The organism is Microbacterium sp. 22303 (genome assembly GCF_052045265.1).
Taxonomy (GTDB): Bacteria; Actinomycetota; Actinomycetes; order Actinomycetales; family Microbacteriaceae; genus Microbacterium.
On sequence record NZ_JBQEOQ010000005.1, the window covers coordinates 221,869 to 235,742 of the forward strand.

The following is a 13,874-nucleotide window of genomic DNA, read 5'->3' on the forward strand; positions in this document are numbered from 1 at the left end:
TTCAGATGGTGGTGGTGACCGCGGAGACACCGGTCGTGTCGTCGCGACGGGGACGGAGGGATGCGGCGAGCGCCGCGGAAAGCAGAAGCACAGCGGCGCTGGTCAGGAAGGTGGCGACATGGCCGAGATGATCGAAGATCACGCCGCCGACGGTGGATCCGAGCGCGATCGACAGCTGGATCACGGCCACCTGGAGCCCACCCCCGGCCTCGGGATCCTCGGTCATGGTGCGCGCGACCCAACTGGCCCAGCCCACGGGAGCCGAGGTGCCGAGCATCCCCCACAGCGCCAGCAGCACGGCCACCGGGGCGAGCCAGGATCCGGTCAGCACGAGCGCGGTCGCGATGAGCGCCATGAGCATCGGGATCACGACGAGTGCGGCGTGCAGCCCGTGCCGGAGCACCCGGTCGATCGCGATGGTGCCGAGCAGACCGCCGATGCCGACCGCGAGCAGGACGATGGCGACCGCGGTCGCGTCGAGGCGGGTGACGCGCTCGAGGAACGGCCGGACGTATGTGAACAGCAGGAACTGCCCGGCGAAGAACGCGCCGCAGGCGGCCATGCCCCGCGCTACGGTACGGGAGCGCAGTGCAGCGAACACGTGCGCGGCGGATCGCGGCGGTGCCGGCATGGAGGGCAGACTGATCCACTGCCAGGCGAGCGCCAGCAGCGAGACCGGGACGAGGCACCAGAACGCCCCCTGCCAGCCGATCGCGGCGCCCAGGAAGCTGCCGATCGGTGCGGCGACGACGGCCGCGAGGGCGTTCCCGCCGTTGAAGATCGCGAGCGCCCGCGGCACGTGGTGGTCGGGCACGAGCCGCATCGCGGCGGAAATCGACATCGACCAGAACCCGCCGATCACGACGCCGATCAGCCCCCGGCCGACCATGTAGACGAGATAGGTGGGCGCTACGGCGATGAGTGCGCTGGACACGGTCATCACGGCGGTGAGCAGGAGGAGCAGCGTCTTGCGGTTCATCCGGCCGGCGACTCGCGAGATCGACAGACTGGTGATCACGGCGAACAGGCCCGAGATCGCGATCCCCTGTCCGGCCGCTCCCTCCGTGACCTGCAGGCCGGCCGCGATCGGGGTGAGCAGGCTCACCGGCATGAACTCCGCCGCGATCAACGCGAAGACGCAGAGGGTCATGGCGAGCACGCCGCTCCAGTGCGCGGTCCGGGTGGTTTCCGAAGAGTTCATGGTTTTTACTGTGCTCCGACTCCCGCGGGCGCGGGAGTCCCTGGCGGGAGGTGTACCGAGAGGGCACCCCAGGACGGACCGGATCGGAATAGCCTGCTCTGCATGGACAACAGAGCCGAGGTGCGCGAGTTCCTGATGACGCGCCGCGCCCGTGTCTCCCCGGACGCGGCGGGGCTTCCCGCGGGAGCGAACCGCCGCGTGGAGGGTCTGCGCCGCAGCGAGGTCGCCACGCTCGCCGGCGTGAGCGTGGAGTACTACGCCAAGCTCGAACGCGGTGCGATCGCCGGCGCTTCGGCGGCCGTGCTCGGCGCACTCGCCGAGGCGCTGCAGCTCGACGACGCCGAGCGTGCGCATCTGCTCGATCTCGCCCGCGCCGCCGACGGCATCCCGACCAGCGGGCGGGCGCGCCGCCGCGGCAGCAGGCCCGGACCGCTGCGCCCGAGTCTGCAGTGGGCACTGTCCTCGATCACCGACGGAGTGGCGTTCGTCCGAGATCCCCGGCAGAACCTGCTCGCCACCAACGAGCTCGGGCGGGCGTTCTACTCGCCCGTGATCGGCGACGGCGGGCGCACGCCGAACCTCGCCCGTTTCCAGTTCCTGGATCCGGCCTCCCGCGACTTCTACCCGGACTGGGATCTGTTCGCCCACATGTGCGTCGGTGTGATGCGCGCGGAGGCCGGACGGGATCCGCACGACACCGCGCTGCAGGAGCTCGTCGGCGAATTGTCCACGCGCAGCGAGGTGTTCCGCCGCCTCTGGGCCGCCCACGACGTGCGGCGCCACGGTGCCGGCACCAAGCGCTTCCACCACCCGATCGTGGGCGAGCTGACTCTCGCATACGAGGAGCTCGCGATCACGGCGGAGCCCGGCAACGTGCTTCTCGTCTACACCGCGGAACCCGGATCCCCCTCCGCGGAGCGGCTCCGCCTGCTCGCGTCCTGGGCCGCGACGCAGGAGACGGCGGCCACATTCGAGTCGTCCCCCTGAGCGCGGGCTATAGGCCGCGCTCAGGGGGACGACTCGAGATGGGCGGCGGTTCAGCCCACGCGGCAGAGGATCTCGCCGTGCAGCACCGACAGCCAGCCGTCCTCGCTCGCCGCCCACTCCCGCCACCCGTCGCTGACGCGCTGCAGGTCGTCGGGGGTCGCCGCCCCCGCGTCCAGGAGCTGGGGCGCGATCGCGGAGTCGAGGATCCGGTCGGCCCACATTCCACCCCACCAGGCGCGGTCCTCCGGCGTCGCGTAGCACCAGGTGCTCGAGGTGGCCGCGACGTCGGTGAGCCCTGCGGCGTGCGCCCACGCCAGCAGCCGGCGGCCGGCGTCCGGCTCTCCCCCGTTCGCGTGCGCCGCAGTCCGGTACAGATCGAGCCAGGTATCCAGCGCCGGCACGGCGGGCCACCAGTTGAACCCGCCGTAGTCGCTGTCGCGCACGGCGATGATCCCGCCCGGCTTCGTCACCCGAGCGAGCTCCCGCAGGGCCTGCACCGGATCCGCCACGTGCTGCAGCACCTGGTGCGCGTGCGTCACGTCGAAGCTGTCGTCAGGGAAGTCGAGCGCGTGCACATCGGCCACTCGGTAGTCGATGTTCGTCACGCCACGCTCGGCCGCCGTGGTGCGGCTGAGCTGGAGTTCCTCCTCGCCGATCTCCGTGGCCACGACCTCGGCGACACGGCCCGCGAGATCCGCGGTGATCGTCCCGGGTCCCGCTCCGACGTCGAGCAGCCGGTCGGTCGGCCGCAGGTGCGGCAGCAGGTATGCGGCCGAGTTCTCGGCCGTGCGCCAGCGGTGCGATCGCAGCACCGAATCGTGGTGTCCGTGTGTATAGGCGGCCATCGTGTCTCCTCGCTGTTCCGAGTCGTCCCCCTGAGCACGGTCTATGGCTCGCCCTCAGGGGGACGACTCATCACCCAGGGTTCCGGTTCGGCGCACGGCGCGGAAGACCGTAGTCTTCCTAGGAGCGCCGCACCCTCGCTGCCACCCTGGAGCACTCGGCGGCGCCGAGGATCCTGTCTTTCTGAGCTGTGCGGAGGCCGCGGATGTCGAACCCTCTCGGCGATTTCCTCCGTGCCCGGCGCACCGACGCGCGGCTGCAGACCGAGGCCTCGCGATCGGGGGCGCGTCGTCGCACCACGGGACTGCGCCGCGAAGAGGTCGCGACCGCCGCGGGTATCAGCGCCGACTACTACACGCGGCTCGAACAGGGACGCGAGACCCACCCCAGCGACGCCGTGTTGGACGCGCTCGCCCGGGCACTGCGGCTGGACCCGGACGCCGCCGATCACCTGCACCGGCTGCGCGACGCCCACCCCGGCACGCTTCGCCCCGAGCCTGTGGAAACGCCCGCCCTCGACGACGCCCTGGTCGCCCGGATGACGATGCTGGTCGACGCCGTGCGCCCGAACCCGGCGTACGTGCTGGACCGGCTCAGCACGGTCGTCGCGGCCAATCCCGAGGGGCTCGCGCTGCACGAGGGGCTCGCCGATCTCCCGCCCGCTCAGCGCAACACATGCCGTTCGCTCCTGCTCGACCCGCGCGCGACGTCGACGTTCGTCGAGTGGGAGGAGCTCGCTCGCGGCGCGGTCGCGCACCTGCGCGCCGCGAACGTCGACGACCTGCAGGATCCGCAGCTCGTCGCTCTCGTCGAAGAGCTGAGTGCGCGGAGCCCGCTGTTCCGGACCTGGTGGGGCGGCCATCTCGTGCAGCGCCGGCGGGGGGCCGTCACGCATGTCCGCTCCGCGGACGGCACCGTCGCCGCGCGCCGCTATGAGGTGCTGCATCTGCCCGAGGACGGGATGCGGATGACGCTCTGGCTGCCCGCGCTCTGACGCCATCCGCCATGCCCCGCTCACCCTGGGGTCGTTGAGCGAGCGAAGCGAGACGAAACGTGGTGCGCTCGCGGATCACGTCCGTCGGCGCACCGCGTTTCGTCTCAGTCGCCTTCGGCGTCTTCGCTCAACGACCCCGGAGAACGGGAACCTGATCCGGGTCAGGATCCGAGACGTCCGGATCCGGAGCCTCAGCCGCCGCGGATGACGCCGTATCCGACGCGCGGCGCAGCCGACCCGGCCACCAGATCCGGTCGCCCATAAGCGCGAAGATCGCGGGCACGATCACCGTGCGCACCACGAGCGTGTCCACGATCACGCCGACGCCGACGATCAGGCCGAGCTGGCCGAGGGTCACGAGCGGCAGCACCCCGAGGGCGGCGAACACCGCCGCCAGCACGATGCCCGCGCTGGTGATCACGCCGCCGGTGTGCGCGATCGCCTCGACCATGCCCTGACGGGTGCCGCGCTCTGCGGCCTCGGCGCGTGCGCGGTGCACGAGGAAGATCGTGTAATCGATGCCGAGGGCGACCAGGAACAGGAACGCGAGCAGCGGCACCTGCAGATCGAGCGCGTGCTGGCCGAACAGCGCCCGGCTCAGCCACGCGCCGGCGCCGATCGCGGCGAGCGCGCTGGCGAGGTTCACGATCAGCAGCAGCACCGGTGCGACGATCGAACGCAGCAGGATCAGCAGCACGAGGAAGCTGACCAGGAGCACGAGGGGCGCGATGAGCAGCAGATCCTGCTGGTTGCCGGCGCGGGCGTCGAGGTCGGTCGCGACCGCCCCGCCGACGACGGCGTGCGCATCCGGGACGGCGTGCACGGCGTCGCGCAGCGCGGTGATCTGCCTCAGGCTCCTGTCCGTGCTCGGCGCGTACTCGCTGGTCACCATGATCTTCGTGAGGTCGCCGTCCGCCGTGGTGCCGATCGGCTGCACGCGCACGACCCCCTCGACGTCCTTCGCCGCGGCGACGACGTCCTGAGCCTGCGCCGTGTCGGTCACGACGAGGATCGGCTGCGCCTCACCCGCCGGGAAGTGCGCCGAGAACACTTCGAGTCCCGCCGCCGACTCCGACGGCACCCGGAACTTCTCCACCTGGTCGAGCCCGACCGAGGTGCCGAACAGGCCCGCCGCCATCACCGCCAGCAGCGCGCCACCCGCGAGCAGCGCGACGACCGGGCGCTTCACGACACCGCCGGCGATTCCGCGCCAGACCCGTCCCTGCCGTCGCTGTTCGCCGGGGCGGGGTATGAACGGCCAGAACACCTTCGGCCCGCACACCGCGAGCAGAGGCGGCAGCAGGAACAGCACCGACCCGAGCGCGATCAGCAGCCCGATCGCCGAGGAGATCCCGAGCCCGTGCGTGCCCGGGATGACCGCCAGCACGAGCGTGAGCAGGGCGAGCACCACCGTGACGTTCGAGGCGACGATCGCGGGCATGGTCTTCCGCCAGGCCGTGCCGAGGGCACGACGATGATCGGGCTCGGCCTGCAGCTCCTCGCGATAGCGCGAGATCAGCAGCAGCGCGTAGTTCGTGCCGGCGCCGAAGACCAGCACGCTGATGATGCCCGCGTCGAACTGCAAGCCCCACGCGGATCCGGCCGCCGCGGTCATCCGGCCCGCGAGTCCGTCCGCAAGCGCCACGACCACCAGCGGGATCAGCCACAGGATCGGCGAACGGTAGGTCACGATGAGCAGGATCGCGACGATGAGGATCGTGACGATCAGCAGAGTGAAGTCCGCGCCCTCGAACGCGGAGGCGATGTCCGCGCCGAACGCGGGACCGCCGGTGACCTGCAGCGTCAGCCCGTCCGGTGCGTGCGCGGCGACGTCCGATCGCAGCGCGGAGATCGCCTTCGCATTCTCGGCGTTCGCCTCCGACGCCGTGATCGGAGTGATGATCACCCCGGCCTTCCTGTCCTCGCTGATCACGGGCCCCGACGGATCCGCCGCCGCGCGGGCACCGAGCACGGGGACCAGATCCTTCAGCGCCGCCAGGTCCGCCTCGGACAGCGCCGCACCGTCACCCCGCGACGCCACGACGAGCACCGACTGCCGGTCCGCGTGAGGGAAGGCCTTCAAGAGCTCGGAGACCCGGGTCGACTCTGATGCGGCCGGAGCCTGTGCATTGCCGCCCGGCGCCTTGGCCGAGCCGAAGGCGCCGAACAGCAGCACCATGAGGAGAAGGACGAGTCCGAGCGAGACCCACGCGCCGCGGCGCGAAGTCAGGGCATCGGAGAGGCGCGAGCGCGCGACGGAATCTGCCATGCCTCCAGTCCACCGGCGCGGACTCCGCACGCCATCGTGCACAAGGTTGATCGAAAGATCGATCGAAGGGACGAGACCGGATCCGCCACGGTCGCTGAGCGAGCGAAGCGAGACGAAACGCGGCGCGCTCACGGACTGCGCTGCCAGGGCACCGCGTTTCGTCTCAGTCGCCTTCGGCGTCTTCGCTCAACGACCCCGGGGGTGGCTCCTTCGTCGCCGCTGGCTCAGCGACCCCACGCGCCGGATCGGAATCCCGCTGTCACTCGCGACGCCGAACGCGGCCTCCCGGAGGAGACCGCGTTCGTGGTGCCGGTCAGTACCGCAGGCCGTGCCCGAACCGGAAGGTCGGGTTCTCCGTGTCGAATGCCACATCCGTGCGACTGGCGGCGACGGCGGCGTCCGAGCGGGGCAGATCGAAGGGCAGCGCGCCCTGCGGTCCGCGCTCGCCGAACAGCACCCGCAGCACGGCCTCGTCCGAGGCGCCGTAGTCCGCGAGCACCGCACGCGCAGACTCCTCGAGGCCGCCGAGCACGGCCGGACGGTCGAGGTAGATGTCGATCACCGTGGGCACCGACTCGGCGATCGCTGTCAGCCGTGCGTGCTCCTCGGCCGGGAACTCGAGGGACCCGGAGTGGAACAGGTCGCTGAACCCGCCGCGGTCGCGGTCCTCGAACGGAGCCTTGATGCGCAGCATCGCGACGTCGGCCTCCTCCGGGCTCGCGACGACGGTCGCATACGCGGCGAGCGCCTCGGCGGCCACGCCCTCGGCGTAGACCTTCACTCCGCGCGCGAGCGGGAGGATCGGGGATCCGCCGTCGACCGCCGTGTTCGTGAGCAGCGTGAGCGAGTCGCTCTGCGCGTCCAGACCCTCGGCGACGAAGTCGGGCCGGCCGACGATCGAGGCCGCCGTCTGCTCATCGACGAAAGGGTTCTCGAACAGGCCGAGCCGGAACTTCTCGCGCAGCAGTCGCCGCACGGAGACGTCCAGACGATCCTCGGAGACCTCGCCGCGCTCGACGAGCCCGAGCAGCTCTTCGGTGCACAGCTCGCCGCCGAACTGGTCGATGCCCGCGTCGAGAGCCTTGACCATGCGCTGCGGCCGGGTGAGGTGCTCGACGCCCCAGGCGCGGGCGGGCATGTCGGCGCCGAACACGACGACGTCGGTGAGCAGGCCCCAGTCGGTGCAGACGATGCCCTCGAAGCCCAGCTCGTCGCGCAGCAGATCGGTGAGCACGCCTTTGTTGAAGCCGAACCCGACCTCTTCCCAGTCGGTGCCGACGGGCTGGCCGTAGTATGGCATCATCTGGGTCGCTCCGGCACCGATCGCCGCGATGAACGGGCGCAGGTGGTAGTCCCGCGCGTCGCCCGGGTAGACCTGCTCCTTGCCCCACGCGAAGTGCGGGTCCTCGCCGTCGAGCTGCGGACCGCCGCCCGGGAAATGCTTGACCATGGTCGCGACCGAGTCCGGGCCGAGCTCGGAGCCCTGGAAGCCGCGGATGTAGCCGACCACGAGGCGCGAGGTGAGATCCGCGTCCTCGCCGAACGTGCCCGCGATCCGCGACCAGCGCGGCTCGGTGGCCAGATCGATCTGCGGATGCAGCGCGACGCGCAGGCCCACCGCGAGGTACTCCTGCCGCGCGATGTCGGCGAAGCGCTCGAGGCGCTCCGGGGAGGCGAGGGCCGCGAAGCCGAGCGTCTCCGGCCACTGCGAGAACGGACCCGCCATGAGCGAGGTGAGCGGGTTGTCGCTGAACGAGTGCCTCGGATCCGTGGAGAGCGTGATCGGGATCCCCAGCGGGGTGTCCAGGGCCATCCGCTGCAGGGCGTTGTGCCAGGCGGCGAACTCGCGGCCGCCGGGAGCGGCGCCGAGCAGGTTGAAGTGGCTCATCCGGCGCTTGCGCACCATGGACGAGATCGAGGGGAGTCCGAAGGTCGGGTTACTCTCGTCGAGCTCGGCGAAGGCCGCCATGGTGTGGAACAGCATGCCCACCTTGTCGGCGAGCTCCATCCGGCCCAGCAGATCCTCGACGCGCTCGTCGATCGGCAGGGAGGCGTCGCGGTAGGGCAGCACGACCTCGTTCACAGTGTCCGTCATCTCATGTTCTCCTCTACTTGACCGACTTGATGAACCAGACGCTGACCGCGCCGAGCACGCTCAGCACGATCGCGATCGGGAAGAGCGCTCCGTACCCGAATGCGAGCACGATCGCGCCGGCGACGCCGGGGGCGAAGGTCTGCGGCAGAGTCGCCGCGATGTTCACGACGCCCAGGTCCTTGGCGAAGTTCTTGGCGGACGGCAGGACCTGGCTCATCAGGGCGGTGTCGACGGCCTGGAACATGCCGAATCCGAAGCCGCTGATCACGGTCATGATCATCCACGACGTGTAAGACGGGGCGATCATCGGGAACACCAGCGCAACCGCCATGAGCAGGGAGGACCCGAAGACGAACGGCTTGCGCCGGCCGACCCTGTCGGAGAGCGGTCCCGAGATCACCGTCGCGATGAGGATCCCGACGAGACTGAGGATGCCGAGCAGCGGGATCACCGAGAAGGGATCCTTCACGCCGAGGTAGTTCTTCAGGATCAGCAGCTGGAACCCGGTGACGGCGAAGTATCCGGTGTACAGCAGCAGGCGGCCCGTGAACGCCCAGAAGAAGTCCGGGTGCTTGATCGGGCTGACCCAGAACGTGCGCAGGAACTCGCCGAAGCTGAACGGCTCGTTCCGGAAGTTGAGGCTGGAGTGGTCCGGGTTCGCGACGACGAACCCGAGCAGCACGACGACCGCGAAGACGGCGAAGATGATGTAGCCGAGCGTGATCGAGTGCGCGAGCTGGGATCCGATGATCTGACCGCCGAGCGCGCCGAACATGAGACCGATGCCGGAGAGCGCGGCGAACGTGCCGCGGCGGGCGACCGGGACGCGGTCCGGCAGGATCGCCGAGAGCGGGCCCTGCGCGAAGTTGTAGGCGACCTGGATCAGCGTCCACGCGATGATGATGCCCACGAGGTTGTTCATGAACCCGAGTGCGATGAGCGCGATACCGCCCACGATCGCGCCCGCGATGATCCACGGCGCGCGGCGGCCGAACCTGGAACGGGTGCGGTCGGAGAGCTGTCCGGCGGCCGGCTGAGCGATCATCGCGCCGAGGGCGCCGATCGTCGACACGATCGCGATGTTCGCGACCTGGGTCTTCTCGTCGGGGAACATCGCGATCAGCTGCGCCTGCAGCAGGATCCCCGGCACCGCGCCCCAGATCACGAAGATCGCGAAGTTCGCGGGGATGATCCAGGCGAGCAGCCGTCGCACGCCCTTGATCGGCGCGGGAGGGTCGTCCTCGCCGGAGGCGGTCGCCACGAACGTGGTCTCGGTGATGGGCGGGCGCAGCTCTTCGGGCGTGTCGGATGTTGTCGACGTCATTGTCAGTCCTTGGGGGCGAGCGGTGGGATCGGGTCGGGCCGACGAAGGCGCTCGACGCGTCCTCGGAGCCGGTTGATCGAAGCTAGCATGAATACCGGCACAAGTGTAGGTTTTTGTTCCGCAGGCATCTCAGGCGCCTTCGGCTGCGGATCCAGCCGCGGATCCGGTGTCAGCGCAACCCCCGCCGATGCCCGCCGACGCATACGATGGGACACCGATGACGACCGAACGCGGATACACCACGGGCCGCGCCCGGCGGGAGCGGATCATCGCGGCCGCGACCGCGCTGTTCGGACGCGTCGGCTTCAACAGCGCCACGATGCTCGAGATCGCGCAGGTCTGCGAGATCTCCCGCGCGGGTCTGGCCCATCACTTCCCCACCAAGGAATCGCTCATGGAGGCGGTGCTGGAGACCAGGGATCTGGAGGATCGCGAACGGTTCCGGCGCAATGGCTCGCAGGGCCAGGACGGCATCGGGATCCTGCGCGGCATGGTGGACCTCGCCCGGCACAACACCGAGGTGGGTGGGATCATCGCCCTGTACGCCGTGCTCTCCGCCGAGGCCGCCGACCCCGCGCACCCCGCGCACGACTACTTCGTGCGGCGCTACCAGCGGATCAGGTCCGGCACGGCCAAGGCCCTGCGCGACGCCCGCGCGGCGGGCCACCTCGCCCCGCACGTCGACGAGGACCGCGCCGCGGCGGAACTCACCGCCCTCATGGACGGCCTGCAGCTGCAGTGGCTGCTCGACCCCGGTTCGGTCGACATGGCCGAGGCCCTGCGCCGCCGCATCGAGGAGCTGCTCGTGGTGCCCCTCGGGGACGAGGCAGGCCCGCGGAGGCCCTGACTCAGGACGGTCCGAGGATCAGGTGCCACGTCCCGCCGGCGACGGCGACCGTGATCGCGATCGCCGGGATGAGGGCGCCCAGCGCGACCAGCACGGTGTCGGCGCGGGTCCACGGCGCCGCACGCGCCCACGTGCGCGGCGGCAGATCGTGCGCGCCGAAACCCCGCGCCTCCATCGCCATGGCGAGTGAGGATCCGCGCCGCACCGCCAGCACGAAAAGCGCGAACGCCATGCCGATCCCCCGTCGGATCCGGCCCTGATCCGCGACGCCGCGTGCCCGCCGGGCCAGCGCGAGCGAACGCCAGTCCTCGGCGAGCAGGCCGAGCATGCGCATGCCGGCCAGCGCGCCGATCACGAAGCGGGCCGGCAGCCGCAGGCGTTGCGCGAGGCCGTCCGCCAGGTCCGTCGGATCCACCGTCGCGAACAAGGCCACCGCGGGGAGCCCGATCGCGAGCACCCGCAGCCCCGTCGCCAGGGCGAGTGTGAGCGACCCCTCGGTGACGTGCACCACGAACCAGTCGAACAGCACGGCTCCGCTCGCCTGGCCGTACAGCGCGATGGTCACGGCGCTGAGCGGCGCCGCGATCCAGAGCACCGCGGTGCGCAGCCAGAACTCGCGCGCGCTGAGACCGCACCAGAGCAGCAGCGGGATCGAGAGCACCAGAGCGGTGAGCGCGGAGAGGGCGTCGACCGAGAGGATCAGCGGCAGCGTGATCAGCAGCGCGGCGGCGAGCTTCGCCAGCGCGCTGCGCGGCGCGATCGGTCCGGGGCGGACCGCACGGATGTCGGGCAGGGCCAGGGTCATGCGCCGACCTCCAGTCGCCGCGCACCCAGAGCCCGCAGCACGTCCTCGTCGTGCGAGATCGCGATCACCGCGGTGCCCGCGTCGCGCACCTCGGCGATGATGGCGACCAGTTCCGCCCAGGTGCGGGCGTCCTGCCCGAACGTCGGCTCGTCGAGCACCAGCACACGGGGCCTGGTGGCGAGGGCCGCAGCGACCGTCAGCCGGCGCTTCTCACCGCCGGAGAGCGTGTACGGGTTCGCCGCCGCGAGCGCGTCGAGGCGGAGCCTTCCCAGCAGCTCGGTCACGCGGGCCTCGATCTCGGCATCGGGCAGGCGCAGCGCGCGGGGCCCGATCGAGAGCTCGTCGCGCACCGTGCTCGCCAGCAGCTGATGCTCGGGGCTCTGCAGCACGGTGCCGATGCGCGTGAGCAATTCCCGCGACGACCACGAGATCGGATCCGTCCCCGAGGCGTCCGCGTGCAGGGCCGCAGTGGCGCGCACCCGTCCGCGCTGGGGCGGGATGAGACCGGCGAGGGTGAGCCCGAGCGTGGACTTGCCTGCGCCGTTCGGACCCGTGATCCCGAGCACCTCGCCGGCGCGGACCACGAGGTCGAACGGTCCGGCGACCGGGATCCCCTTCGCGCGGCCGACCACGAGACCGTCGGCGCGGAGCAGTTCCTCGCCGCCGTCGCCGCCCGCGCCGCGCTCGCCGCCCGCGCCACCCGGACCACGGCATGGCAGTCCGGAGACGGGTCCGGTGGGCGCCTCCGGTGACGGCGACGGCGCGCGGACCAGCGCTCTGGCCCGCGCCGCGACGTCGATGCCCGGCACCCACACGCCCATCGCGGCGAGCTCGTCGGCACGCTGCTCCAGCACGGCGCGCGGGTCGCCATCCGCGATCACGACCGTCGTGTCGTCCGTCGTGCCGAGCACGATCACGCGATCGACGAGGTCGATCCACACGTCGATGCGATGCTCGATCACCACCAGGGTCGCCCCGGTGGCGTCCAGCGCCGAGCCGACCGCGCGACGCACCTCGGCGACGCCGGCGGGATCCAGGTTCGCCGTCGGCTCATCGAGCAGGATCGCCCCCGGACGCATCGCGAGCACGCCGGCGAGCGCGAGCCGCTGCTTCTGCCCGCCGGACAGCGCCGAGGTCGGCCGATCGAGGGGCAGGTCCAGCCCGACGGCGGCGAGGGCTGCGTCCACACGCGGCCAGATCTCCGCCCGCGGAACTCCGAGGTTCTCGCACGCGAAGGCGACGTCGTCGCCCACGCGAGCCAGGATCGTCTGCGTGTCCGGATCCTGAAGCACCATCCCCACCCTGCCGCGGGCGCGGTCCGCCGGGACCCCGTCGACGAGCAGCGCTCCCTCGGCCTCGCCCTCGTCGGCGCCGCCGAGCACGCCGCCGAGGCCCTGCAGGAGGGTCGACTTGCCCGATCCGGAAGCGCCGAGCAGCAGCACGCGCTCCCCCGGCTCGATCTGAACGGAGGCGTGACGGATCGCCCAGCGACGCCGAGTGGCGTAGCGCCAGCCCCAGCCGTGCGCTTCGAGCCGCGCGGGCGTTCCTGGCCGTGCCGCGCTCACACCCGCGCAGCCGCGGAACGCCCGGAGGCGAAGCGGCTGAGGGCGCCCGTCGCGGCGAGGCCCCGCGTGATGAGCCACCCGCCGAGGCCCGCGACGATCAGGCCCGACACCGTGGCGGAGATCAGCGCGACCGTGATGAACAGGGTCCCGGATCCGGGGTACCACAGGATCAGGTCGTTGATGCCGCAGGCGAGACCGGCGGCGGCTCCCGCGAGCAGCGCGACGGGCAGCCGCCACGAGGCGTACAGGAAGACCAGGAACACGAGTTCGGCGCCGAGGCCCTGCACGAGCCCCGACACGATCGTCAGCGGGCCCCACTGGTTGCCGACGAGCGACTCGATCACCGCGGCGACGAGCTCGGTGTACAGCGCCGCACCGGGCTTGCGGATGATGAGACCGCCGAGCACTCCGGCGAGCAGCCACGGGCCGGCGAGCAGTTCCTGCAGACCGGGAAGCAGCGGGGTGAGCAGGGCGCTCGGCCCCACGTGGACGATGTCCCACAGCAGGAAGACGCCGGCGCACGCGACGGCGATCACGCTGGCGACGACGATGTCGACGACGCGCCAGCGCCAGAGTCCCGGACGGCCGAGGCCCCGGCTCTGCGTGCTGTCTGCGTTCGTCTCGGACGCGCGGACGGATGTGTGCATCATGGAAACTCCTCCCTGCGCCGGCATGATCCGGATCAGGTTCGACGGTCGAAGCGCGATTCGCTCCCTCTCAGCCCGGCTCGCCGGACTCCCGTGGTGATCCGCCCATTCTAGCGCCGTGAGGAAGCGGCGGCGACCGCCTCGTCGTGGTGCGACGCAGCCCATCCCCTGCGCTGTCGCCGGATGCCCTCGGTCCGCGCGGAGGGTCATCCTGCGGCGGTGGAGAGCGGGCGGATCGCCCTGACCGCGTCACGATCGCCCCGGCCTCCCGGACCGCCCGAACGCGCAGGATACCCG

11 protein-coding genes and 1 riboswitch are annotated in these 13,874 nt (G+C 71.3%); of the genes, 3 read left to right on the forward strand and 8 right to left on the reverse strand.

What is annotated here, in order from left to right:
• Position 1 precedes the first annotated feature (1 nt).
• Positions 2-1,201, reverse strand: coding sequence for an MFS transporter (locus ACTJI8_RS15360; RefSeq protein ID WP_440734287.1), 1,200 nt, complete (start codon positions 1,199-1,201; stop codon positions 2-4).
• A 102-nt stretch (positions 1,202-1,303) separates the two neighbouring features.
• Here ACTJI8_RS15360 and ACTJI8_RS15365 point away from each other — a divergent pair, with 102 nt between their 5' ends.
• Positions 1,304-2,188, forward strand: coding sequence for a helix-turn-helix transcriptional regulator (locus ACTJI8_RS15365; protein WP_440734288.1), 885 nt, complete (start codon positions 1,304-1,306; stop codon positions 2,186-2,188).
• A 50-nt stretch (positions 2,189-2,238) separates the two neighbouring features.
• Here the strand turns inward: ACTJI8_RS15365 and ACTJI8_RS15370 are convergent, their stop codons facing one another.
• On the reverse strand, positions 2,239-3,033 hold the full coding sequence (locus ACTJI8_RS15370; RefSeq protein ID WP_440734289.1) for a class I SAM-dependent methyltransferase: 795 nt from the start codon (positions 3,031-3,033) through the stop codon (positions 2,239-2,241).
• Positions 3,034-3,236: 203 nt separating this feature from the next.
• Between ACTJI8_RS15370 and ACTJI8_RS15375 the strand changes: the two genes are divergently transcribed.
• A complete protein-coding gene (locus tag ACTJI8_RS15375) occupies positions 3,237-4,025 on the forward strand; it encodes a helix-turn-helix transcriptional regulator (RefSeq protein ID WP_440734290.1) in 789 nt (262 codons plus the stop codon).
• A gap of 127 nt (positions 4,026-4,152) precedes the next feature.
• On the opposite strand, the gene ACTJI8_RS15380 is transcribed toward ACTJI8_RS15375, so the two are convergent.
• The 3 genes from ACTJI8_RS15380 to ACTJI8_RS15390 all read right to left on the reverse strand — a co-directional run bounded on the left by ACTJI8_RS15380 (position 4,153) and on the right by ACTJI8_RS15390 (position 9,713).
• On the reverse strand, positions 4,153-6,294 hold the full coding sequence (locus ACTJI8_RS15380) for an MMPL family transporter (protein ID WP_440734291.1): 2,142 nt from the start codon (positions 6,292-6,294) through the stop codon (positions 4,153-4,155).
• A 313-nt stretch (positions 6,295-6,607) separates the two neighbouring features.
• Positions 6,608-8,389, reverse strand: coding sequence for a glycoside hydrolase family 3 protein (locus tag ACTJI8_RS15385; protein WP_440734292.1), 1,782 nt, complete (start codon positions 8,387-8,389; stop codon positions 6,608-6,610).
• 13 nt (positions 8,390-8,402) lie between these two features.
• The gene (locus tag ACTJI8_RS15390; protein ID WP_440734293.1) at positions 8,403-9,713 is read right to left on the reverse strand and encodes an MFS transporter; all 1,311 of its coding nucleotides are present in this window, start codon (positions 9,711-9,713) and stop codon (positions 8,403-8,405) included.
• Positions 9,714-9,930: 217 nt separating this feature from the next.
• Between ACTJI8_RS15390 and ACTJI8_RS15395 the strand changes: the two genes are divergently transcribed.
• A complete protein-coding gene (locus tag ACTJI8_RS15395) occupies positions 9,931-10,560 on the forward strand; it encodes a TetR/AcrR family transcriptional regulator (RefSeq protein ID WP_440734294.1) in 630 nt (209 codons plus the stop codon).
• Position 10,561: 1 nt separating this feature from the next.
• On the opposite strand, the gene ACTJI8_RS15400 is transcribed toward ACTJI8_RS15395, so the two are convergent.
• From ACTJI8_RS15400 to ACTJI8_RS15410, 3 genes are all read right to left on the reverse strand, one after another.
• Positions 10,562-11,365 (reverse strand): energy-coupling factor transporter transmembrane component T family protein, encoded by an 804-nt coding sequence (locus tag ACTJI8_RS15400; RefSeq protein ID WP_440734295.1) that lies wholly within the window; start codon positions 11,363-11,365, stop codon positions 10,562-10,564.
• Complete coding sequence (locus ACTJI8_RS15405) at positions 11,362-12,930, reverse strand: ABC transporter ATP-binding protein (protein WP_440734296.1); 1,569 nt, start codon at positions 12,928-12,930, stop codon at positions 11,362-11,364. Before ACTJI8_RS15405 ends, ACTJI8_RS15400 begins: the two co-directional genes overlap by 4 nt.
• Positions 12,927-13,577 (reverse strand): ECF transporter S component, encoded by a 651-nt coding sequence (locus tag ACTJI8_RS15410; RefSeq protein WP_440734434.1) that lies wholly within the window; start codon positions 13,575-13,577, stop codon positions 12,927-12,929. The genes ACTJI8_RS15405 and ACTJI8_RS15410 overlap by 4 nt, the downstream gene beginning before the upstream one ends.
• Positions 13,573-13,682: riboswitch (TPP riboswitch) on the reverse strand. Its footprint overlaps the gene before it by 5 nt.
• Between the last annotated feature and the right edge of the window lie 192 nt (positions 13,683-13,874).